Origin of the sequence: Sphingomonas sp. NPDC019816, assembly GCF_050274375.1 — a bacterium.
GTDB lineage: Bacteria > Pseudomonadota > Alphaproteobacteria > Sphingomonadales > Sphingomonadaceae > Sphingomonas.
Map to the genome: position 1 here is coordinate 24,077 of NZ_JBNNOB010000012.1, position 20,118 is coordinate 44,194.

General features: G+C 66.4%; 12 protein-coding genes. 4 read left to right on the forward strand and 8 right to left on the reverse strand.

The genetic code is table 11. The features are described 5' to 3' along the window. Positions 1–4 precede the first annotated feature (4 nt). The 8 genes from ACQKJZ_RS03210 to ACQKJZ_RS03245 all read right to left on the reverse strand — a co-directional run bounded on the left by ACQKJZ_RS03210 (position 5) and on the right by ACQKJZ_RS03245 (position 16,118). The gene (locus ACQKJZ_RS03210; protein WP_427729967.1) at positions 5–2,317 is read right to left on the reverse strand and encodes a GH92 family glycosyl hydrolase; all 2,313 of its coding nucleotides are present in this window, start codon (positions 2,315–2,317) and stop codon (positions 5–7) included. Further along, the gene (locus tag ACQKJZ_RS03215) at positions 2,314–3,741 is read right to left on the reverse strand and encodes a glycoside hydrolase family 125 protein (protein ID WP_427729968.1); all 1,428 of its coding nucleotides are present in this window, start codon (positions 3,739–3,741) and stop codon (positions 2,314–2,316) included. The genes ACQKJZ_RS03210 and ACQKJZ_RS03215 overlap by 4 nt, the downstream gene beginning before the upstream one ends. Further along, positions 3,738–6,254 (reverse strand): glycoside hydrolase family 3 N-terminal domain-containing protein, encoded by a 2,517-nt coding sequence (locus ACQKJZ_RS03220; RefSeq protein WP_427729969.1) that lies wholly within the window; start codon positions 6,252–6,254, stop codon positions 3,738–3,740. The genes ACQKJZ_RS03215 and ACQKJZ_RS03220 overlap by 4 nt, the downstream gene beginning before the upstream one ends. Continuing rightward, entirely contained in the window at positions 6,251–8,836 is a 2,586-nt protein-coding gene (locus tag ACQKJZ_RS03225; RefSeq protein ID WP_427729970.1) for a beta-mannosidase, read from the reverse strand. The genes ACQKJZ_RS03220 and ACQKJZ_RS03225 overlap by 4 nt, the downstream gene beginning before the upstream one ends. A 311-nt stretch (positions 8,837–9,147) precedes the next feature. Next, the gene (locus tag ACQKJZ_RS03230; RefSeq protein ID WP_427729971.1) at positions 9,148–10,782 is read right to left on the reverse strand and encodes a Na+/H+ antiporter; all 1,635 of its coding nucleotides are present in this window, start codon (positions 10,780–10,782) and stop codon (positions 9,148–9,150) included. Between the two features lie 276 nt (positions 10,783–11,058). Beyond that, a complete protein-coding gene (locus ACQKJZ_RS03235; protein WP_427729972.1) occupies positions 11,059–12,087 on the reverse strand; it encodes a glycosyltransferase family 4 protein in 1,029 nt (342 codons plus the stop codon). Between the two features lie 16 nt (positions 12,088–12,103). Next, positions 12,104–12,988, reverse strand: coding sequence for a UDP-2,3-diacylglucosamine diphosphatase (locus tag ACQKJZ_RS03240; protein ID WP_312488228.1), 885 nt, complete (start codon positions 12,986–12,988; stop codon positions 12,104–12,106). Between the two features lie 304 nt (positions 12,989–13,292). Then, positions 13,293–16,118, reverse strand: coding sequence for a TonB-dependent receptor (locus tag ACQKJZ_RS03245; protein WP_427729973.1), 2,826 nt, complete (start codon positions 16,116–16,118; stop codon positions 13,293–13,295). Between the two features lie 282 nt (positions 16,119–16,400). On the opposite strand from ACQKJZ_RS03245, the gene ACQKJZ_RS03250 reads away from it, so the two are divergent. From ACQKJZ_RS03250 to nagA, 4 genes are all read left to right on the forward strand, one after another. Continuing rightward, positions 16,401–17,147 carry a copper homeostasis protein CutC gene (locus ACQKJZ_RS03250; RefSeq protein ID WP_427729974.1) on the forward strand — a complete coding sequence of 249 codons (747 nt, stop codon included), beginning with the start codon at positions 16,401–16,403 and terminating at the stop codon, positions 17,145–17,147. Between the two features lie 116 nt (positions 17,148–17,263). Further along, complete coding sequence (locus ACQKJZ_RS03255) at positions 17,264–18,001, forward strand: GntR family transcriptional regulator (RefSeq protein WP_427729975.1); 738 nt, start codon at positions 17,264–17,266, stop codon at positions 17,999–18,001. Continuing rightward, positions 17,994–19,034 (forward strand): SIS domain-containing protein, encoded by a 1,041-nt coding sequence (locus ACQKJZ_RS03260; RefSeq protein WP_427729976.1) that lies wholly within the window; start codon positions 17,994–17,996, stop codon positions 19,032–19,034. Before ACQKJZ_RS03255 ends, ACQKJZ_RS03260 begins: the two co-directional genes overlap by 8 nt. Further along, positions 19,031–20,118: N-acetylglucosamine-6-phosphate deacetylase (gene nagA / locus ACQKJZ_RS03265; protein ID WP_427729977.1), on the forward strand; the 1,088-nt coding region annotated here is incomplete at its 3' end. The genes ACQKJZ_RS03260 and nagA, both read left to right, overlap by 4 nt.

The following is a 20,118-nucleotide window of genomic DNA, read 5'->3' on the forward strand; positions in this document are numbered from 1 at the left end:
GGGATCAGGCGGGCAGATGGTCGAAGGAAGGCGGACGGTCCTTGGGATCGCGACCGAAGGCGGGGTTCGGCTTTGCACCCATGGCGAAGGACAGGGTGCCGCCCTTGGACAGGGTGGCATGGTCGATCCAGCTCTTGGTCCAGGGGCGACCATTCCACATCACCGACTGGACATAAGGCGTGTCGGGGCCATTGCCCTTCGCCTCGACGACCAGCGTCTTGTTGCCCCCGACCGTCACCTGCGCCCGGTCGAACAGCGGGCCGCCGAAGACGTAAGCCCCGCTGACCGGATCGACCGGATAGAAGCCGAGCGCGGAGAACAGGAACCAGGCGCTCATCTGGCCGCAGTCATCATTGCCGATGATGCCGTCAGGCGCGTTCTTGTACATCTCGGTCAGCAGGCGGCGGACCATGGCTTGGGTCTTTGAAGGCGCACCGACATAGGCATAGAGATAGGCGGCATGCTGGTCCGGCTCGTTGCCATGCGCATACTGGCCGACCAGCCCGGAAATGTCCGGCGGCGCGTTCTTGGGCAGGGTGGAGGGTGCGGAGAACAGCTCATCCAGCTTCGCCTCGAACTTGGCGTCGCCGCCCATGTGGCGGATCAGGCCATAGATGTCGTGCTGGTTGAGGAAGGTCGCCTGCCAGCCATTGGCCTCGGTATAGTCGCGCCACCATGGCTTGGGCATATGACCCAGCTGGACGGGGTCGTAATCCCTCCACCAGCTGCCGTCGTTGAAGCGTGGCCGCGCGAAGCCGATCGAGCCGTCGATGACGTTGCGCCAATTGCCCGAGCGCTTGAGCAGGCGGTCGGCCTGCGCCGTCTGGCCGACGCGGCGCGCGATATGCGAAGCGGCCCAGTCGTCATAGGCATATTCCTGCGTCCGGCTGACGCTTTCGAACCATATGTCGGCCGGGACATAGCCCTTGGCATCGTACAGGTCGCGGCCTTTGGAATTGTCCAGATCGGGCGCGGCAAAGTCGAAGCTGCGCTTGGCGATGCCGGGCCAGGCGGCGGCGTAATCGGCGGGAATGCCCTTCACCATCGCCTCGGCCATGATCGGCGTGCCGTGCCAGCCGATCATCACGCCCGTCTCCTTGCCCTGCAGCGTCCAGACCGGCGGGCCGTAAGCGCTTTGCTGCGTCTGGCGGATGATGTCGTCGATCAGCTTCTTGGCCTGGGCGGGCTGGGTCAGGATCAACCAGGGGTGCAGCGCCCGGTACGTGTCCCAGGTCGAGAAGGTGCTGTAGGCGAACTGCCCGGCGGGTGCCGTGTGCACCTGGCCGTCCAGCCCCGCATAGCGCCCGTCCACATCCGAGAAGAGCGTCGGCGCGATCAGCGTGTGGTAATTGGCGGAGGCCATGATCGCCTGCTGGTCCGGCGTCCCGCCCTCGACCCGGACGCCACCTAAAGTCTCGGCCCAGCGGGTCATGGCGGCACGGCGCACGCGGTCGAAGTCCCAATGCTTCGCCTCGGCGGCCAGGTTCGCCTTGGCGCCCGCCACGTCGACCGCCGAGATGCCGCAACGGATCAGCAGCGGCGCATCGCCCAGTTCGTCGAAGAACAGGGCGGCCTTCAGGCGGTTGCCCTTGACGGCGGAGCCGTTCGCGGGGGCGTCGCCATCGCCGTAAAGCTGGATGCGGGCAGGCTTTTTCGACAGCTGCATCGCAAAGAAGATACGCCGCCCCTTGGCCCAGCGGAACACGCGGCGGGTTCCGGTGATCGTCCCATCGGGCTCGATGGTCAGCTCGGCGTCGGTGATGAGCGGCTTGGCGTCGCTCTTGTCGAGGACGAGGTGTGACAGGTCGATCAGGACATGGCCCGGCCCCTTGGGATAGGTATAGCGGTGCCAGCCCGTCCGCTCGGTCACGGTGAGTTCGGCGAGCACGCCGGACTCCAGCTTCACCCGGTAATAACCCGGCTCGGCCTGCTCGTCCGAATAACGCTGGCGATAGCCTTCATCGGGATTGGCGAGCGGCCCCGCGACCAGCTTCAGCGCGCCGCGCGTCGGCACGACCAGCACGTCCAGCATGTCGCCGATGCCGGTGCCTGACAGATGCGTGTGGCTGAACCCCATGATCGAGCTGTCGCCGTGGTGATAGCCCGAACAGGTGTCCCAGCGCTCGACATCGGTGTCGGGGCTCAGCTGCACCATGCCGAAGGGCATGACCGCACCGGGATAGGTATGGCCGTCCCCGCCGGTGCCAACGAACAGATTGGGACGCGCGACCGTCATCGGCACGGCGGCGCTGACGCCCCCGATCGGCAGGCTGGCAAGCGCGGTCCCGGCGAGGAGCGAGCGGCGGGTCAAAATCATGCGAACGTCTCCCGCAGAACCTGCGGCCGGGTGGCCGCGACATGCACGATCAGCTCGCCGAACAGGCCGTTGGCCCATGCGAACCAGTCGCGCGTAAACTTGGTGGGATCGTCGATATCGACCCCTTCGTGAATGAAGCCAGTACCGCCCTGCGATCCGCGCAACATCGACAGGCTGGCGCGGAGCAGCGTGGGATCGGTCGAGGTCAGCGCGCGAGTGATGATCGACATCGGCCAGACCTGGTCCGGCCCGGTGTGCGGGCCGCCGATACCGGTCAGCGCCTTGCCCTCGAAATACCAGGGATTGTCCTTGCTCCAGCACGCAGCAAGCGTCCGCTGCCACAGCGGATCGGCGGGGTCGACGCAGCCAAGATAGGCCATGCCCGACAGCGAGGGCACATTAGCGTCGTCCATGAAGACGGCATTGCCATAGCCGTCCACCTCGAACGCCCAGACGCGCTCGCCGTTGGGCAGCGTCATGGTGCCATGCTGTTTGAGCGCGCCCTCGACCTCGGCGGCGAGTGCGGTCGCGTCCTGTGCCAGCGCGGGCTCACCGACCGCATTCGACAGTGCCGCGAGTTCGCGCAACGTCGTCATCGCGAACAGATTGGCGGGCACGAACTGGCCGTAGAGACAGGCATCGTCCGAGGGGCGGAAGCCAGAATGGATCATGCCGTTGGGGCGCGTCGGCAGGCCGGTGCCGCGATACAGCGTTTCGGTTGGCTCGGGCGCCGAGCGCCGGAAGCGGTAGGGTCCGGGGCCATCCTTGCGCTGCTGCTCGCGGAAGGTCTTTACGATGGCCCGCGCCGAGGCTTTCCATTCCGCATCGAAAGGCGTGGTGTCGCCCGTCTCGCGCCAATAACCATAGGCCAGCCGGATCGCGTAGCAGAGCGAGTCGATTTCCCATTTCCGCTCGGCGACGCCGGGCTTCATCTCGGTATCGTCATGCAGCGCCCAGCTGAGGTTGGTCTTGGCGGTCGGGTCCTGCATGAAGGCGTTGGCATAGGGGTCGATCAGGATCGACCGCGCCTGCCGCCCGATCAGCCCGCGGAATAGCCGCCCCAGCGCCGGGTCGCGCTTCACCAGGTGCAGATAAGGCCGCAGCTGCGCCGCCGAATCCCGCAGCCACAGGCAGGGGATGTCGCCCGTGATGACGAAGGCGTCGGGCTTCCCGTCCACCTCGCTCAGCGACAGGACGGTGGTGTCGAGGGTGTTCGGATAGCAATTGCCGAACATCCAGCGCAGCGTCGGATCGGCAATCAGCTTCGAGATACGGGTGATCTCCGCCTCGACCGCTTTCGACACGAAACGACGCTCGGCGACCGGCGGGCGCCTGCTGACCAACGACGCCGGTGCAGCGGCAAAGGCGGGGGCGGCGGCCAGCGCCGCGCCCCCGGCGATCAGTTCACGACGGTTCGGGGTCACTTGGGCAGCTCCTGCGCCTGGCCGGTCACAGTGAACTGCGTCCACTGACCCGCCCCATCGCCCGGCTGGCCGCCGCCGATATAAAGCTTGTACGTACCCGGCAGGATGCGGCGGGTGCCGTCGCGCCACACCTGACTCATCATGCGCGGATCGATGGTGAAGCGTGCCGTGCCCACCTGACCGGGCTTGAGCGCGACGCGAGTGAAGCCGACCAGCTGGCGTTGCAGCACGGGATCGGTCAGCACCAGCTTCTCGTCGGTCGGGGGCGGGACGAGATAAGCCTGCGTCACCTCTTCACCCGCACGCTGGCCGATATTGCGCAGCTGCACCGCGACATCGACCGGTCGGCCGACCGCGACGCTGGTGGTGACGGTCGGCTGGGCATAGTCGAACCTGGTATAGCTCAGGCCATGACCGAAGCCCCAGGCGGGCTTGCCGGTGAAGTAGCGATAGGTCCTCTCCTTCATACCGTAATCGGCGAAGGCGGGCAGGTCGGCGGTCGAGCTGTAGATGGTGACGGGCAGGCGGCCCGACGGGTTCACGTCACCGGCCAGGATCTCGGCCAGCGCGGTGCCGCCCTCGGTGCCCGGATAAAAGGCCGCCAGCGTCGCAGCGGGCTTGAAGTCGCCCAGCGACACCGCCGAGCCCGACATGACGATCGCGACCACCGGCTTGCCGGTCGCCTGAAGCGCGGCGAGCAGCTTGCGCTGCGGCTCGGGCAGGACGACCTCGGTGCGGTCGCCACCCGCGAAGCCGGGGACCGAGACGCCCAGCGCCTCGCCCTCCAGATCGGGCGACAGGCCGACGACGGCGATCAGCACATCGGCGGTCCCGGCGACCTTCAACGCCTCGGCAGTCAGTGCCTCGGCGGGCGGCAGCCATTGCAGGCGCAGGCCCTCATCGCCGCCCTTGTGATCGATCTCGACGCGGATACGGCGCGGCGCCGAACCGTCGATCATGGTTACCAGCTTCTTGCCGCCGATCACGTCGTCCACGACCAGCTGGTCGTCGATATAGAGCTTCACCGCGTCATGCGCGGGGCAGGCGTGCCAGCAGGCGGGGCCGTCGAGACGGAGCTTATACTGGCCCGGCCCCGGCGGGGTCAGCGTGCCGGTCCAGCGCCGCTGGAAGGGAGCGGCCTTAGTATAGTTGAAGTCGATGCGCGAATTATGGCCCGTGGCAACCCACTGACCATTGGCTCCCATGGTGGCGACCGTCAGACCCGGCTTGCCGTCCGCCGACAGGGCGGTTTCGGGGACGCCGACAAACGCCCCTTCGGCCAGCACCGACCCTTGCGCATAGCGGATATCGCCGCCGAACTTGGCGCGGATGCCCTGGAGTGGCGTGACGGGGTTGATCGCGGTACCGTGATAATTGCCCTCGAGCACGCCCAGATCGTCGGCATCCGCGCCGAACACCGCGAGTTTCTTGCCCTTAAGCGGCAGCAGATCGTTCGGGTTGTCGAGCAGGATGATACCCTTGCGCGCCGTCTCCAGCGCCAGTGCGCGGTGGGCGGGGGTGCCGACCTCGCTCGCCTTGATCCGGTTCCACGGGGAATCCACGGTCAGCATCCGCCGCACCGCCAGCGCACGGGCCAGCGCGGTGTCGATCTCGCCCTCGGTAATCAGGCCGCGCTCCACCGCCTGGGGCAGCGAGCGATAGGCGTTACCGCAATTGAGGTCGGTGCCGGCACGCAGAGCCGCCGCCGCAGCGGCGGGTGCATCGGGCTGGGCATGGTGGAACATCCAGATATTGCCGACCGCGTCGCAGTCCGACACGACCAGCCCGTTAAAGCCCCAGTCGGTGCGCAGCCGCTGGGTCAGCAGCATCGGGCTGGCGCAGACCGGCGTGCCGTGGATCGCATTGTACGCGCACATCAGCGACAGCGCTTTGCCCTCGGTCACCGTCGCGCGGAAGGCGGGGAGATAGGTCGCCTCCAGATCGCGCGGCGACACCATCACGTCGAAGCTGTCGCGCCCGCCCTCGGGACCGGAATGCACCGCCATATGCTTGACGGTCGCGATGACCTTGGGATGCTTCAGGTCGGGACCCTGCAAGCCGCGCACGAAGGCGATGCCGATGCGGCTGGTGAGGAACGGGTCCTCGCCATAGGTTTCCTGGCCCCGGCCCCAGCGGGGGTCGCGGAAGATGTTGATGTTGGGCGACCAGATGGTCAGGCCCTGATACAGACCGCGATCGGCGTTGAGCGGCTGCGCATTGAACTTCGCCCGCGCCTCGGTGGCGACCACGTCGCCGACCTTCTGGATCAAGGTCGTGTCCCAGGTCGCGGCCATGCCCATCGCCTGCGGGAACACGGTCGACGGCCCGTTGCGCGCGATGCCGTGCAGCCCCTCGCTCCACCAGTCATAGGCGGGCAGGTTCAGCGCGGGTTCGGCGGGCGCCTCGTTGACCAGCTGTGCCGCCTTTTGCGCGACGGTCAGCGCTTTCGCCTCGGGGGGAAGGGCTGGGGTGGCGGCCTGACCGGCGGCGGCGAGGAGGAGGAAGGGGATCACTGGGCGTCCTTCGGACCGAGGGTGTAGATTTTGAGCTCGCGCGCCAAAGTGGCGGCGTCCGCGTCGCTCTGGATGGTGAGCGTGATGCTCTCGCCAGGCAACAGGTCGAAGCCGTCATCGGAGGGTTCGGCGGCGTTGATGCCGAAATTGACCTGCACCTGCCGTGCGAGGTTGCGCGCGGTCAGCGTCAGCTGCTTGCCCGACCAGCGCGCGGTGATGCCCGGCGCGGGGTAGAGCATGTCGCGCGGCACCTTCCGCTCGATGATCTGGCGGGCGATGACTTTATCGCCGTCGAACAGCTCGGCGACGGCGTAGCTGCTTTCGGGCGCGGCGCCTGCGAACAGCGTCGCGTCGGGAATCGTCGCGACATCGCTGGCCGAGGCGGCGGCCATGGTCACGCTGCCCGATTGCGAACCCAGCTTGCTGCCGTCCATGCCGTAGCCGGTGACGCGCCAGCCGAGTGGCTTCGGCGTCGTGGCGTCGGAGACCAGCGCGATCCGCGTGGCACCGGGCTTCGTTTCGGCGACGATCGTCTGGGGTGCAAAGAAGCGGCGGACCTCGTGCTGGAGCATCTTGTCATGCCCGGTCCAGTCGATGCTCGACCAGCTGATCGCGGGCCAGCTGTCGTTGAGCTGCCAATAGAGCGACCCCAGCGTCACCGGGCGGCAGGCGCGGTGGTGGCGGGCGGCGAGGCCGATGGCGCGGGCCTGCATCGCCTGGGACAGATAGACCAGATCGGCAAAGTCGCGCGGATCGCGCAGATTCTGCTTCAGATAGAAGGTGACGCGCTCATTGCCTTCACCGCTGAGGAACTTCTGGTGTGCCTTCATCACCGGGCTGTCGATGCGGAAGTCCGCCGGATCGGCGAAGGTCGCGATGGTCGACAGGTCGGGGAAGGCCTGGAAGCCATATTCCGACATGAAGCGCGGGCAGCTCAGGGTGTAATTCTCGACCGGCTTGGAGCCCGACCAGACATCCCAGAAATGGCGGTCGCCGTCCTTGTCGGTGTCGGTCGGCCCCTCATAATCGGTTGAGGGCGAGCCGGGCCAATAAGGGATGCCCGGCGAATTCCTGGTCACCGCCTCGCGCAGCACGCGGTCGAACAGCACGGCCATGCCGGTGCCGATCCGCTCCTGCTCGTCGGGGCCAACCGCCTTCTTGAACGCCTTGCGATCCGACCAGTTTTCCCAGCCCGACAACACTTCGTTATTACCCGCCCAGATGACGAGCGAGGGGTGCGATTGCAGGCGCGCGACCTGTTCCTCGGCCTCGACCCGGACATTCTCGCGGAATTTCGCGTCGGGGGGCGTGGCCGCGCCGCCGAACATGAAGTCCTGCCAGACCATCAGGCCCAGCTCGTCGGCGGCGTCGTAGAAGCTGTGCTCGGGATAATAGCCGCCGCCCCAGATGCGGACCATGTTCATGTTCGCGGCCGCCGCCTTTTCGAGCAACGCGCGTTCGGTCGCGGCGTGGACGCGGGCGGGAAAGGCGTCGAACGGGATGACGTTGGTCCCCTTGGCGAAGATCACGTTGCCGTTGATCTTCAATCCGAAGCTGCCACCTTCACGCACCAGTTCGACGGTGCGCAGGCCGGTACGCTTTTGGACTACATCCGCCCCGGCCAGCGCGGCGTTGACCGTATAGAGCGGGTGCGCACCGAAGCCGATCGGCTGCCAGCGCTGGGGCTTGGCGATCGACACGGGGACGACGACATCATTCTCGCCCGCTTGCAGCGCCACATCGCGGCGCACCCGGACGCGCTTGCCGTCGGGGCCGGTGACGGTCACGTCCATCCGCCCGGTCTGCGCACGATCGGCCACCACCGAAGCACGGGCGAGGATGCGCGCCTCGGCATCGGTCAGCGCTTCCTGCTCGATACGCAGATTATCGATACGCGCGGCGTCCCACGCCTCCAGCCGGGCGGGACGCCAGATGCCGATATCGACGATGCGCGGCGCCCAGTCCCAGCCATATTGGTATTTGGGCTTGCGGATATAGGGCGAGGTCTGAACGCCCTTGGGCTCGTCGCCGTAAGGCGAGTCATATTCGCCGGGCAGCGGATGCTTCTCGGCTAGCACCATCGGCTGAAGCGTCTTGATCGGCGAGGCGAAGGTGACGACGATCTCGTTCGCGCCCGCCTTCAGCAACGGCTTGGCGTCGGCGCGCCAGCGGCGATGGGCGTTGTCCGCCGACAACAGGCGCTGGCCGTTGACCGTCACGGTCGCGAAGGTGTCCAGCCCGTCGAACACCAGGTCCAGGTGATCGCGGCGCAGCATCTCCGGCGTCACGTCGAGATTGGTGCGATACTGCCAACCGGTCAGGCCCGCCCATTGGATCGGGGCCTCATTGGCGCCCTTATAGGGATCGGGGACGATGTTGGCGGCGATCAGGTCCTGCTGCACGCTGCCCGGCACCGTTGCCGCCAGCCAGCTTGCCGCCTGCGGATGGGCGCGTGCGGCGGACGCGTCCTTAGGATCGATCCGCACCTGCCAGCGGTCTAGCGTCGCCACCGTCTTGGGCGCAGCCAGCGCGGGGAAGGGCAGGACGAGCGCGGCCAGGATCAGGCCGAGACGATGTTTCAAGACGATTTTCCCCGAAAACGGCGCCCCGGCGGTCGCATGGCGACGCACGCCCGGGGCGGTGGACAGACGTGAACGCATATCGCCGAGGCCATGGCGCGCGGCGGCGAAGGGACCGGTGCCCCGTCCTGTCAGGCTCTTTCTCGCCACCCAGACCCCCAAATCCACCGGCTTGTCGCTCGCCGGTATTCTCATGATATGTTTTGGTATCATGGCGAGGTGGATCGGGGGCGTCCACCCCTTTTACACGTCGGATATCGACGGGCGCCGATGCAATGGATTGGCGGGCCGGCGCATCGCCCGGCCCGCGGCGATCAGGTCTGCGCGGACAGGCGGGTGTCGAGCAGATCGAGCTCGCGGCCCAGCCGCCCGGCGGTTTCGGAACCGATGGCACGCGTGTTGAGCAGATCGAACACCACCCGCCGCTCGGCCCGGATCGCGGCCAGCCGCATCCTGCGCTCCAGCGCCTCCATCCGCCGCGCCTCGTCGGGGTCGCGGTCCCCCTCCAGCGTGTCGATACGGCTGCGATACCCATCCATCAGACGCGAGGCGATCTCGACATATTGGTCGGCGTCGTCGCGACCCTCGGCCATTTCATGCTGAAGTCGCTCCAGTTCGGCGATCGCGGCCTTGGCGGCGGCGACGCGGGTACGGTCCAGCTCGCTGGTCGCATCGCCGCGCGGCAGTTCCAGCCCGCGCAGCAGCAGCGGCAAGGTCAGGCTGGCGATCACCAGCGAGAACAGGATGACGCCGCACGCCAGGAAGATGACCAGCTCGCGCGCCGGAAAGGGCGAGCCGTCGGTCAGGGTCAGCGGCAGGGTCAGCGCACCCGCCAACGTGATCGCGCCCCGCGCTCCTGCGACCGACATGGCGGTGATGACCCGGCGGGGCGGGCTGGTCCACTGCGGATCGTTGCGCTGACGGAACAGGGTGAGGCGCAGCGCGACCCAGGTCCAGGCGAAGCGCAATGCTGCCAGACCCGCGACGATCGCGATGACATACAGGCCCAGCCACCAGACGCTGTCGTGCCCGGTCAGCATCACCGTGTCGCGCGCATCGGCGAACACCTGCGGCAATTGCTCGCCCAGCAATACGAAAATGATGCCGTTCAGCGTGAATTGCAGCATGTCCCACACCGCTTGCCGCCGGATACGGGTCGCGGCCTTGGCCCCGGACGAGACGTTGGTGAACGACATGGCGATGCCCGCCGCCGCCGCCGCCAGGATGCCCGAGCTTTCGGCATGCTCGGCGACCAGATAGGCGGCGAAGGGGATCAGCAGGCTGACCAGGATGTTCGACCCGCTATCGTCGCCGAAACGGCGCGCGAAGACGTTCTTCGCGGTGACCGTGCCCCAGGTGATGGCAACGCCCAGGCCCACGCCCGATACCGCCATCCACAGGAAGGTCAGCGACGCCGACGTCAGCGAAAACGTGCCGGTCAGCGCCGCCGCCACCGCAAAGCGCAGGCACACCAGGCCCGAGGCGTCGTTGAGCAGCGATTCCCCCTCCAGGATGTGCATCATGCGTTTGGGAATGGGCGCCTTTTGCGCGATCGCCGACACCGCGATCGGATCGGTCGGCGACACCACGGCCGCCAGCGCGAAGGCCACCGCATAGGGGATGGCCGGGATCATCCAGTGGATGAACAGGCCCATGCCGAGCACGGTCAGGAACACCAGTCCCAGCGCCAGCCCCAGAACCGCGCCCGCGTCGCGGAACAGCTCGTCCTTCGGGATACGCCAGCCGTCGAGGAACAGCAGGGGCGGCACGAACAACAGGAAGAAGATCTCGGGGTCGAGCTCGACCCGGATCTGCGCGATCCCGCCGATCGCCGCGCCCAGCGCGATCTGCACGAGCGGGCGGGGCAGGGCGGCGGGCAGCATGCGCGAGACGATCCCGCTCAATACCACGGCGAACAGCAGAAACAGGCTGAGCGTGACGATGTCCAATCGGGGACCTTCCGGGTGCAGCGGTTGGAAAGGGTCATGGCGACGAAAGCGGCACGACCGGCAGATCAGCGAGGCATGACGGCAAAGGTCACGAATCGCGCGAGCCTCAGCATGACATGCGAGGCAAGCCGCGTTCAACCCGTTAAACGGGATTTATGGTGGATCGCGGTGACATGCGATCGTCCCCGGCACGGGGAGGGGGACCGCCGCGAAGCGGGTGGGGGGGGCTTCCGCCAGAAATGTCTTGTGTGGAGGCTCCCCGCGCCGAGGAGCATTCTACGCCGCCGCTTTCAACGTCTGGCCGATCGGAGCTAGCGCCGCCAGGAACTGCTCGGCGCTGGCCCGCCAGGAAAAGCCCTGACCGTAGGTGGCACAGGTTCCACGATCCAGCGTCAGCGCTCCGGCGATGGCCTTGCCGAGCGACACGTCCATCACCCCGACCTCGGGGCCCAGCACATCGAGCGGCCCCTGGACCGGCAGCGCGGCGACCGGCGTGCCGCAGGCCAGCGCCTCGATCATGACCAGCCCGAAGGTATCGGTGCGGCTGGGGAAGACGAAGACATCCGCCGCACGGTAGATGGCGGCCAGATCCTGGCCGAACTTCGCGCCCAGGAAATGCACGTCGGGATATTGCGCGGCCAGGTTCGCACGCGCGGGGCCGTCGCCGACAACGACCTTGCTGCCCGGCGTGTCGGTGGCGAGGAAGGCGGCGATGTTCTTTTCCACCGCGACGCGACCGGCATAGAGCTGCACCGGGCCGGGTAGTCCGGCGACGAAGGCGTCGCGCGGGCCGTCGGCGCGGAACAGCGCGGTGTCGACACCGCGTCCCCAGTGGCGGCTTTGCGGCAGGTCATGCGCGGCGAGCGTCGCGGCGACGCTAGGGGTGGAGGCCAGGATCGCCGCCGAGGGGGCGTGGAACCAGCGGACATAGCGCCAGACGAATTCGGGGCTGACCGCGCGCATTCGTGCCGCGACATAGTCGGGGAATTGGGTGTGATAAGCGGTGGTGAAGGGCAGCCCCTGCGCCAGGCACCAGCGTCGCGCGAGCAGGCCCAGCGGTCCTTCGGTCGCGATATGCACCGCGTCGGGCCGGAAGGCGGCAAGCGTCCGCCCGACCTTGCCCGGGCCTGGTAGCGCCAACCGGATTTCGGGATAGGTCGGGCAGGGGATCGAGGCATAGCGATCGGGCGCGATGATGCACAGGTCATGCCCCATCGCGCGCAATTCGGCGGTCACCGATTGCAGGGTGCGGACGACGCCGTTGACCTGCGGCGCCCAGGCATCGGTGACGATCGCGATCCGCATCCGCTCGGCCCCTTGGTCAGGCGGCGATGGCGGCGACGACGGGCCGCTGCCGCCGCGCTTCCATCTCGTCGCCCCAGTGCAGGATCTCCATCGTGCCGTCGAAATGCTCGACCAGCGCGGTGCAGCCCTCCACCCAGTCGCCGTCATTATAATAGGTGACGCCGTTGATGTCGCGGATCTCGGCGGTGTGGATATGACCGCACACCACCCCGTCGACGCCGCGTGCGCCCGCCGCATGGGCGACGACTTCCTCGAAATGCGAGATGAAGGCGACCGCGTTCTTCACCTTGGCCTTGGCGTGCTTGGACAGCGACCAATAGGGGCGCTTCATCCACCGCCGGACGATATTGACCCAGCGGTTCACCTCCATCAGCGCGGTATAAGCGAAGTCGCCGACATGGGCGAGCCAGCGATGCGCCAGCGTGATCGCGTCGAACTCATCGCCGTGCAGGACCAGCAGGCGGCGGCCGTCCGCCGTCTCGTGGATCGCCTTGCGACAAATGGCGATGCCGCCGAAATCCATGCCGGTGAACTGGCGGAAGATCTCGTCGTGATTGCCGGGAATATAGACGACGCGGGTGCCGCGCTTGGCGCGCTTCAGCAGCCGCCAGACCACGTCATTATGCGCGGCGGGCCAATAGAATTTCTTCTTCAGCCGCCAGCCGTCGATCATGTCGCCGACCAGATACATGGTCTCGCTGTCGACATGATCCAGAAAGTCGATCAGCATCTCGGCATTGCAGCCGCGCGTGCCGAGATGGACGTCCGAAATCCAGATGGTGCGATAGCGACGCCGTGCATTCCCCTCTGGTTCGGGCGTCACCGGCGCGCGAGGAATGAAGTCGAGAATGGCGGCGTCTTCGTGCAGCGAGCCATCCATCGGAATGCTGGTCATCGGCATCGGAGTTCCCCACGCTTGGCGTTGGGATTATCATGCCTGTCATCTGTGACGCCCACGTCGCAGATCGGTGACAGCGGCGCAGCATTTCGGTGACTCCTTGAAGTCACCGGACAGGGAAAACCCGCCGATCCGGAAGGACCAACGGGCTTTTCGATAGACTACGCTAAGTGTGTCTCACGCCCCCCCGCAAGCGGGAGGGGATGGGGGAGGGCAGGCCGCATGGGATGGTCTCGGTGAGACCCCATTTCCCTCCCCTCGGTCCCCTCCCGCCTGCGGGAGGGGATGCAGAAGGGTTAGGCGAGCCTTAGAAGCGCACCGCCACCGACGCCGCATAGGTCCGGCCGTTCTTGTAAAAGGCGGTCGGACGATCGCGGGTCGCGTTATACTGATAATAGGTCTCGTCGAGCAGGTTCTGCGCGTTGACGGTCAGCGTGATCTCCTTGGTCAGGTTCACGCCCGCCGAAAAGTCGAGCTGGCTGTACGGCGCCACCATTTCACGCGAGTTCAGGCGACCGATCGTGCGGAAATAGCTCGAGCGGTAGTTGTAGCTGAGACGCGCCTGGAAGATCCCGCTTTCAAAATAGGGGATCACGTTGACGGTGTGGCGCGACAGATACGGCAGGTTCAGCTCCGCACCGCTCGAGTCGACCGACGAGGTCGAGCTGTCCTGGTACGAATAGTTCGCCTGAATGCCGAAGCCGCCCCAGATTTCGGTCTGGCCCGAGATCAGCGCGCCGTTGACCTTCGCCTTGCCGCCGTTGATCGGGCGGTTGACGTTATAGGTTTCCAGGCGGTTGCGCAGCGAGTTGAAGAACTCCGACTGCGAGATGGTGTTGATGATGTAGTTCGAGATGTCGCGGCGGAAGAGTTCGACCGCCACCAGCGAGCCGGCGCGCGGATACCATTCCGCCGTCAGTTCATAGTTGGTCGACTCGTACGGCTGAAGGTTCGGGTTGCCGCCGCCGGCGTCGTTGGTGACGTCGTTCTGCGATACGGCCGCTGCGAGGTCCTGATAGCGCGGACGCGAAATCACCTGCGCGACCGAGCCGCGCACGATGAACTCGGGCGTGATCGAATAGGCGATGTTCACGCTCGGCAGGAACTTTAGATAGTCGGTCGTCGACTGGGTCGGCGTCGGCGTCGGGTTCGGGTTAGTCCGCGTGGTCAGCGACAGGGCGTAGTTGGACTTGTCGCGAGTATAGACCAGACGGCCACCGATGTTGCCGCGCAGACCGCCTTCATCGAAATTGGCCTGGATGTACGAGGCGATGACCGTCTCGCGCACCTTGGTCGACGCACCGATCTTGTTGACCAGCGGGCTGTTGATCGAGTTCGCCAGGATATCGATCACCGACTGTTCGGGCAGGTTCAGATATTTGGTGGCATTGCCCATGCCGCCGCTGCCGTCGAACACGCCGTCCGGCGTCACCAGCGTGGGCACGCCCAGCTGGTTGGCAGTCTGCGAGCTGGTCTTGTAGGTGTTGATACCGCGACCGTCGATGCGATTGACGTGGTCGGTCACGCGGCTGCCCAGCAGGATCTGCTTGAACGGGCCGAACTCGACCGGGATCGTTGCGTCATAGCCGCCGAAGATGTCGCGGTCGGTGGTGACGCTATAGTCCAGCCCGCCGATCTGCGCGGCGTTGAGCTGCGTGCCGTTGACGATGACCGGGCGGCCCTCGATCTGCGCCGGGTTGTTGTTCGGGTTGGTGAAGTAATTGGCCGGGTTGGTCAGGTCGCCGGTGAAGTTCACCGTCGCCGAGGTCGGGGTAAAGGCATAGCTGAACGGCAGCTTGGTCTGGACGTTGAACAGATATTCCGGATTGCGCCCGCCGGTCGCCTTCGACCAGCCGCCCGCGAAGCTGATCTTCGCGCCGTCATCGCCTTCCCAATCGGCGAAGAAGTTCAGGTTGTCGGTCTTCAGCTTGGTCTTGCGGACCAGCGTGTCGAGCTGCGCCGACTGGCCGTTCGCTGCGCCGAAGGCGGCCGAATTGACCACGCCGTTGCTGACATTGGCGGATTGCAGCACGTCACCGGTCCAGGCGCCCGGAATGGTGTACATCGACTGGCTGTAATTGTTGTAATTGCCGTCGATGTGCAACCCATTCAGGGTCAGCGTCAGGTTCGGGGCGGGGCGATACTGGATCGTGCCCGATACGCTAGTGCGCTCACGCTGCTGCTGGAAATAGGCATAATTGATGCCGAAGGGCAGATAGGCGTTGGCAAGGTCCTGACGCGTTCCGCCCGTGACGGTCGCGTTGGTGTTCTTCAGCAGAGGCTGACCCGAGGCATCATTGATTAGAAGCGGGCGGCCGTTGGAGCCGCGTAGCGGCTCACCCTTGGCATTCTTCTGCGTCTGGAAGAAGCGCTCATCGCCGCGTTCATAGCCAAAGAATTCGACGCCCGCACGGGTCAGGTTCTGCTTGTCATAGGTCGCCGCGACCAGGAAGCCGAAATTGTCGGCCTCGTTGTGCCAGCTGTACAGGCCCGACCCGCGGATGTTCCCCTTCTCGGAGCGGTCATTGTACGTATAGCCGCCCGAGGCGAAGATGGCGTTGGGCTTCAGGTCGAGCGGGCGACGGGTGCGCACGATGACCGTGCCGCCCAGGCTGCCTTCTTCGATGCGCGGCTCGGGCGACTTGTAGACTTCTAGACGGTCGACGAGTTCGGGGGCGAGCAGCGAATAGTTGAAGGTGCGGCTGGACGGATCGTTGTCGTTGCCGCCCCAGTCGGCCGAGGCGAGCGCGTGGCCGTCGAGCAGCATGCGGTTCAGTGCCGGGTCGGTGCCCAGGATCGCGACCTTCTCGCCTTCGCCGAAGCGGCGGTCGATGCTGACGCCCGGGATGTGCGACAGCGACTCCGCGACGTTGCGGTCGGGGAACTTGCCCACGTCCTCGGCGGTGATCACGTCGACGACGACATTGGCCTCGCGCTTGACGTTGATGGCGTTGCGTAGGCTCTGGCGGAAACCGGTGACGACGATGTCGCCGTTATTCTCGGCATTGTCGCTGCCGGCGGCGGTCTGCGACGGCGCCTGAGTCGTTTGCGGGTCATTGGTCTGCGCGAAGGCGGTACCCTGAAGCCCGGCGAGCGCGGTCGCCGTCAGGATCATGCTGCGAAAGCTTAACATGCTGGAAAATCCCCCCTTTATTCTTCGCGCCACCACGCGAACTGCTCTTGATCCATAAGCGGGGAGTTCGATGTCCTCTCCCCGGACGAGCTTTTTATATCATATGCTCAGACGACCAACTTGTAACCAAAATGACATTGGTCCGCAAAGGGGAAAAACATTGTCGGCTTGCGACGAGACCATTGGGCTGGTCCAAGGCGATACTTGCTGTTTAAATGGCGCAATCCGGGGGCATGGGTGGCGGCCGCCGGATCGAAATGGGACGCAGCCAGGGGGAAGAGCATGACGATACCGCCGGGGCCGATCGGGCGGCCGCTTCTGGAAATCTGTGTCGACGATGCCGATGGAGTCGCGGCGGCGGTCGCTGGTGGTGCCGACCGCATCGAATTGTGCGGCGCGCTGGCGCTCGGTGGGTTGACCCCGTCGGCGGCGCTGGTGGCCGGCGCGGTGGCATCGGGCGTACCCGTGCACGCGATGGTCCGGCCCCGTGATGGCGACTTTCGCTACGACAGGGCGGAACGGACGCTCGCAACCGAAGAGATCGGTCATATGATCCGGTTGGGGGTCGCGGGCGTTGTCGTGGGTGCGATGGCGGATGACGACAGTCTTGACCTGGATGCGCTGGCCCGGTGGCGGGATGCCGCGCGGGATGTCGCCATCGTTCTGCACCGCGCGATCGACCTGGTCGCCGATCCCGTCGCGGCGGTCGAACAGGCGGTGCGGCTGGGCTATGACCATATCCTGACCTCGGGCGGGGCGGCGACGGCCGACGCGGGAGCGGACGTCATCGCCGCGATGGTCGCCGCCGCCGATGGCCGGATCGCGATCATCGCCGGATCGGGCGTCTCGGCGGACAATGTCCGTCCCTTGATCGCCCGGACCGGGGTCGATGCGATCCATGCGTCGGCCAGCGTACGTGAGGATTGGGGCGATCCCCGGATCACGGCGATGGGCTTTGCAAGCGGTCCCAGGCGGCGGACGCAGTTGGAAAGGGTGGCGGCGCTACGCCAAACGATAGAGAGGAGATAAATCCCAATGTATGCCAAATATAATACCTATTGCTCCGGTGGTTGGGCTGCGATAAGTCCGTGTGCGAAGCGGGGCGCGGCATGAGCGACGTGCCTGCAAAGGGGGATGGCGCGGCCATGACATTTTCCGCGCAGGTCGGCGCCTTCCGAAAGGGGAACCCCGCGCCGCTGTACCTCCAGCTTCAGCAATTGCTGCGCGATGCGATCACCGGCAATGTGCTGGCCGAGGATGACGCCATTCCCGCCGAACGCGACCTGGCGATCGAATATGACGTGTCGCGCATCACCGTGCGCAAGGCGATCGGTGGCCTGGTCGAGGAGGGGCTGCTGACGCGTCGGCGCGGTGCCGGCACCTTCGTCGCGGGGCGGGTGGAAAAGAGCTTCTCCAAGTTGTCCTCCTTTTCCGAAGACATGATTGCGCGCGGTCGCACGCCGAGCAGCGAATGGGTCAGCCGCGCATCCGGCACCGTCACGCCCGAGGAGGCGCTGTCGCTGGGTCTGTCGCCGGGGGCGCCGGTCTATCGCTTTCAACGCGTGCGCTATGCCGATGACGTGCCGATGGCGATCGAGATCTCGACCATCGCCGGCTTCGCGCTGCCCTCGGTCGAGGCGGTGGATCGCTCGCTCTACGCTGCGCTGGAGCGCACGGGCAATCGCCCGGTGCGTGCGCTTCAGCGGCTGCGCGCGGTGCCGTTCGGGGCCGATCATGCCAAGATGCTGGACGTCGATCCAGGCCATGCCGGCCTGTTGATCGAGCGGCGCGGATTTCTACGCGATGGACGGGCGGTGGAATATACCCAGTCCTTCTATCGCGGCGATGCCTATGATTTCGTCGCGGAGTTAACCGATGTCTGAAGTGATGACCGCCGGTAAAGCGGGAACCGGCACCCTGATGGGAGCGGAAGCGGGGGAGGCGCCGGAGGCGATCGCCCGGCTGCTCGCGCGCAATGCGCCGACCGTCAGGGCGCTGGCCGAGCGGCTGCGTGCCGCCCCGCCGCCGGTGATCATCACCATCGCCCGTGGGTCGTCGGATCACGCCGCGACCTATGGCAAATATATCCTGGAGACCAAGACCGGCGTGCCGGTCTCGTCGGCCGCGCCCTCGGTCGCGTCGATCTTCGAGACGCCGATGAAGGTGCAAGGCGCGCTGGTCATCGCCATCTCGCAGTCGGGGCGCAGCCCGGACCTGCTGGCGACGGTCGAGGCGTATCGCGCGGGCGGCGCGCATATCGTCGCGCTCGTGAACGACGAGGAGTCGCCGCTGGCGACCGGCGCCGACACCTTTCTGCCGCTATCGGCCGGTCCCGAAAAGGCCGTTGCCGCCACCAAGTCCTGTCTGACCGCACTCGCCGGACTGGCGCAGCTCGCCGCCGCCTGGGCGGGCGACGAGGCGCTGGAAGCCGCCCTCAACGATCTGCCTGGTCAGGTCGAGCAGGCGCTCGGCCTCGACTGGTCCTCGGCGGTCGAAGGTCTTCGCGACGTTAGCCAGATGTTCGTGTTGGGTCGCGGTTACGGTTACGGGGTGGCGCAGGAAGCCGCGCTGAAGCTCAAGGAAACCTGCTCGATCCAGGCCGAGCCGTTCAGCGCCGCCGAAGTGCGTCACGGTCCGATGCGTATCGTCGAGCCCGGCTATTCGGTATTGGGTTTCGCAACGTCCGACACGGCTGGCGAGGATGTGAAGGCGGTTGCCGACCAGTTCGCCGAACGCGGCGCCAAGCCGTTCGTCGCGGGGCAAGGTGGCATGCTGCCCATGGTCGCCGGCCACCCCGCGCTGCAGCCGATCGCGATGCTCGCCAGCTTCTACCGCATGGTCGAGGCACTGGCGCTCGCCCGTGGCATGGACCCCGACTCGCCGCCGCATCTTCAGAAAGTGACCCGCACGCTATGACCCGTTTCCGTTTCGTCAACGGCCATGTCGCGACCCAAGGCGGGGTCCTGCCGGGCGCGGAGATCATTGTCGATGGCGATCGTATCGCGTCGATCGGCGCGGTCGAGGGTTCGTCGGACACCATCGACCTGAACGGCGGCTGGGTAGTGCCCGGCTATATCGACACGCAGGTCAATGGCGGCGGCGGCGTGTTGTTCAACGACCGTCTCGACGTGGACGGCATCGCGACCATGGCGGCGGCCCATGCCGTGTACGGCACCACCGCGATGCTGCCGACCCTGGTCAGCGAGACGCCCGAGAAGATCGCGCGCGCGCTCGACGCGATCGACGAAGCGATCGAGGCCAAGGTGCCCGGTATCGTCGGTATCCATGTCGAGGGGCCGGTGCTGAACCCGGCGCGGAAAGGTATCCACGACCCGGCGCGCTTCCGCGATCTGGATGAGGAGATGGTCACCGTCCTGACTCGTCCGCGCAAAGGCAAGGTCATGCTGACCATCGCGCCCGAGCGCGTGCCCATCGACACGATCCGCCGTCTGGTCGACGCTGGCGTGCTGGTCAGCGCAGGCCATAGCGAGGCGAGCTACGAACAGGCGGTCGCCGCGTTCGATGCGGGACTGTGCGGTGTCACCCATCTCTATAATGCGATGCCTGCGATGCAGCAGCGGGTGCCGGGGCTCGCGGGCGCCACGCTCGACGATCCGCGTCCCTATAGTGGCCTGATCATCGACGGCTTCCACGTCTCCGCGCCGATGCTGCGGCTGGCGTTGAAGGCGCGGCCGTTCGACAAGCTGATGCTCGTCACCGACGCCATGTCGTCAGTCGGCGCGGTGGAGAAGGACTTCGTCCTGCACGGCCGTCATATCGACGTGTCGGGTGGCAAGTGCACCTATGCCGACGGCACGCTGGCGGGCTCCGATCTCGACATGGGGTCGGCGGTCGCCAATGCGGTCGAGCAGCTGCGCATCACCGTCGACCGGGCGGCGGCCATGGCCGCGACGCATCCGGCCGCGTTCCTGGGTCTGTCGCAGGAACGCGGAGTGCCGGCGTCCGGCTTGCGCGCCGATCGGGTTGTGCTCGACACCGC